The sequence below is a fragment of the Rhizobium sp. M1 genome, assembly GCF_002531805.1.
GTDB classification, from domain to species: domain Bacteria; phylum Pseudomonadota; class Alphaproteobacteria; order Rhizobiales; family Rhizobiaceae; genus Rhizobium; species Rhizobium etli_C.
The window spans coordinates 1-3,056 of the sequence record NZ_NWSW01000091.1 but is presented as its reverse complement, the minus strand read 5'-3'; the positions used below and the strand labels follow the sequence as shown (position 1 = coordinate 3,056).

Below are 3,056 nucleotides of genomic sequence, written 5' to 3'. Positions count from 1 at the left end.
CCGCTTCCCGGCCCAGCAGGTCTTCGATCTCCAGCTCGCGAATGTCGGAGACGGCGACACGGCCCTGAGCAAGCGCCGTCAGATCCGGCAATGTGCGAACATTCACCCTGGCTTTGCGGATGCGCTCGAGGATTTCGTTGCGCCGCTGCCGTGATGCAGAGGGAAGGGCAAGAAGCACGTTGTGCACGCCAAGAGCTTCGGCGAGCACCGGAAGGTCCGACGGGTCGTAGATCGGCAAGCCGCCCATGATGCCGCCCTTAAGACGCGGATCATCATCCAGGTAGCCGACGACATTGAGTTCGGCGCTGTTCGTCAGAGCGCCGGCGAGTTGTCGGCCGGAATTCCCTGCTCCGTAGATCAGCACCTTGGCGAGCGTATTCTGGTGCAGTATCCGCTGATAGGTATCGCCGAGCCAATAGCGGATACCCAACCGAGACAGACCGATCGCGATCAGCAGCAGGAAGGGCTGGAGAATACCGACGGTTCTCGGAACGCCCGGGACGCTGAGCGCCGTAAATATCGTCATGAAGGCGACGCCGTAAATCGCGATAGCCTTAAGAACCGCGATGAAGGCGGCAAGACCGGCGTAACGGAAAATTGCCCGATACATGCCCATAACGACGAAGATGGGAAGGGCCATGCACAGGGAAACGAAGACCGGTAACCACTGCACGCCGGTCAGGACGGTCCATTCGTTCAGGCGGAAGCAATAAGCCAGCCAGATCGTCAGGACGCAAAAGCTTGAATCCACCAGCAAGGCGAGCGCGCGTTTGGCGGCACGCGGCATCGCCAGCAGAGGGGCGACAAGCGCCTGCATCGGCACTAAGAACCATGCTGAGCGTGGCGTCTCAGTGGGGGTATTTTCAGGCATTGCTTCCCAGCGTCTCGCAGATCAATCAGACAATCACCTTCTTGTCATTTTCTACAACGAGCGCAACTGAAATAATCGGAAATCAAGGTCTTCCGCACCGCTTATCTATCGGAAGTTGGTAAGTTAATTTGTTCGCCGCACGCTCCTGGTGGGTCCCTGTAGTTAAAGGGCACGTCCCTAGGCAGGTAATTCCGACATCGTCTTGACCGCAGTTCAGGAACATGTAGCGTGTCATAAAAATAGACAGCCGCCGCGACGAAGGCCTGGCGTTCGCTGCACTGTCTCCCTGGCCCGAGCTGACAAGGTCGGAGGTGTCAGTGGCAATTATGTTACGATTTTGTTCTTTTCTGGTTTCGGATAATCAATCAAAACACGCAAAACGTGCGGCAGGGAAGCGATGAATTCTACTTTTAACGATCGGGTCTGAGCAGTAAGGTGCCACGCGGCCTGTTCGTTAGAGCGTAGGTGATGAGCCGACGGGCAGGTCGCAGCGTAGTGTCGGGCGTCGCGAATCGCCATCGCGCCGCACGATAGATGAGCGGACCGGTACCTCATTAAGCTATCGCGACGACGCTCCCGAACTGATGCACGAAGAGCTTGCCTCCCGGACGGCGTCCATAGTTGGCTCTGGCTTCAGGAGACAATTGGCCGCCCATCCGGTCGCTAGGCCAGCGAGGCACTTTGGAATGGGGTCGAGGCCTACGAAACGCGCGCGAACGCGAGACTTGTCCGCGAGCTGATCATTGCGCTGACGCAAGCTGAGAGTATCGCGCTGCCGACAATCTTGCCGTAGTCCCGGATCGCTTGGTCGCCTTCTGAATACCGGGAGGTTATTTCAGTACTGGCTTGAGCGCCAGGCGATCGACGACTGGCTGGCGTGTACCGAGGACATTAATCAAAAATAGTTTAGATGTCTTGCTTCCGCCGGCGCCCTTGAACGGAAGCGGGTGAGGCCGCCTTGGTTATGGCTTGATTTGTCATGCCGGCGGATAGCGACGGGCTAAGGGAAATACGATAGCGTACCCTCGGCACTTGTTGAAGATCAACTAAATATGGGTAAGATCTTTGGCACAACAGCGCGTAGCGGTGGGAGCCGTCCCCTTATTAAAAATCGAATGCCTTATCGTCCTGCTTGTAGATTCGGCGAAACTCCTCCTCCCAAGGATCGAAAAATCTCTCGCCTTTCGGAAGTGGCGGCTTCGTCGGCCGTTCGTCTTCTTTTTGCTGATCTTTTGAATCGGTCATGCGTCACCTCGTTGCGCCTTTTAACGAAGTGAGGCGCGTGAGTCGACCTGAGATCAAACACTAATCTGCAGTAGTGGACAGATTGTGTGATCACGCGCTGTTGTGGCCGCAAGTCCGACGCAGCAGGTCGCGGCGTTTCAGGCTTACTCAACAGTCACGGATTTCGCCAGATTGCGGGGCTGGTCGACATCGGTGCCCATGAAGACAGCGGTGTGATAGGCGAGCAACTGGATCGGCAGCGAGAAGATCATCGGCGCGATGATTTCGTCGACCACGGGAAGGGTGATCGTCGCCATCGTCGGCAGTTTCGAGGCTGCCGCACCCGCCTCGTCGGTGATGAAGATGATACGGCCGCCGCGGGCTGCAACCTCCTGCATGTTCGAGACGGTCTTTTCGAAGAAACGATCGTAGGGGGCGATGACGATGACGGGCATGTTCTCGTCGATCAGCGCGATCGGCCCATGCTTCAATTCGCCGGCGGCATAACCTTCGGCGTGGATGTAGGAGATTTCCTTGAGCTTCAGCGCGCCTTCCATGGCGAGCGGGAAGCTGGTGCCGCGGCCAAGATAAAGCACGTCCTTACATTTCGACAGTTCGCGTGAAAGGCTTTCCATCTGCGGCTGGATGAGGTTGAGCACCCGGCTCATGATGCGCGGCATTTCGGCGAGATGACGCACCAGCGCCCTCTCCTCCTCAGCGCTCACCGTGCCACGTGCCTTGCCGGCGCCGATCGCCAGCGACGCCAGCACAGCAAGCTGGCAGGTGAAGGCCTTGGTCGAGGCGACGCCGATTTCGGGGCCAGCGATGATCGGGAAGACGGCGTCGGATTCGCGGGCGATCGTCGATTCGCGGACATTGACGACGGCGCCGATCTTCAGGCCGTTGTCGCGGCAGTAACGCAGCGATGCCAGCGTATCGGCGGTTTCGCCGGACTGCGAGA

2 protein-coding genes and 2 pseudogenes are annotated in these 3,056 nt (G+C 58.1%); 1 reads left to right on the top strand and 3 read right to left on the bottom strand.

Annotated elements, in window-relative coordinates:
• A pseudogene (locus CO655_RS32920) lies at positions 1–871 on the bottom strand (polysaccharide biosynthesis protein); the annotation flags it as partial.
• Between the two features lie 468 nt (positions 872–1,339).
• On the opposite strand from CO655_RS32920, the pseudogene CO655_RS33710 reads away from it, so the two are divergent.
• Positions 1,340–1,646: pseudogene (locus tag CO655_RS33710) on the top strand (MobA/MobL family protein); the annotation flags it as partial.
• 329 nt (positions 1,647–1,975) lie between these two features.
• Here CO655_RS33710 and CO655_RS34145 read toward each other — a convergent pair.
• Together CO655_RS34145 and CO655_RS32915 are read right to left on the bottom strand one after the other, a co-directional pair.
• Positions 1,976–2,116, bottom strand: coding sequence for a hypothetical protein (locus CO655_RS34145; protein ID WP_176539353.1), 141 nt, complete (start codon positions 2,114–2,116; stop codon positions 1,976–1,978).
• A 143-nt stretch (positions 2,117–2,259) separates the two neighbouring features.
• On the bottom strand, positions 2,260–3,056 hold a 797-nt coding region (locus CO655_RS32915; RefSeq protein ID WP_141514396.1), incomplete at its 5' end, for an SIS domain-containing protein.